This window comes from Ursidibacter sp. B-7004-1, from assembly GCF_053654055.1.
Genome location: NZ_JBSIUP010000101.1, coordinates 1 through 288 on the forward strand (window position 1 = coordinate 1; position 288 = coordinate 288).

Consider the following 288-nt stretch of genomic DNA (forward strand, 5'->3'; position numbering starts at 1 on the left):
AGACAAAAACGAAGTCATCCGTTGGGTCTGTAGCTCAGGTGGTTAGAGCGCACCCCTGATAAGGGTGAGGTCGGTGGTTCAAGTCCACTCAGACCCACCACTCATTAAGGTATGAGTGAAAGCAACGGAAAATGAATGGGGATATAGCTCAGCTGGGAGAGCGCCTGCCTTGCACGCAGGAGGTCAGCGGTTCGATCCCGCTTATCTCCACCAATTCATCATAACTGACTGTTTTAATAGTAAAACATAAAATAGTGAGTTATGATGAAAGACGAAAGTCATTTGTCA

At 46.5% G+C, this 288-nt stretch carries 2 tRNA genes; both read left to right on the forward strand.

Annotation, left to right across the window (positions count from 1 at the left end):
* The first annotated feature begins 23 nt into the window (after nucleotides 1-23).
* A tRNA-Ile gene (locus ACWIW0_RS11405) sits at nucleotides 24-100 on the forward strand.
* A gap of 37 nt (nucleotides 101-137) precedes the next feature.
* Nucleotides 138-213, forward strand: a tRNA-Ala gene (locus ACWIW0_RS11410).
* Nucleotides 214-288 lie beyond the last annotated feature (75 nt).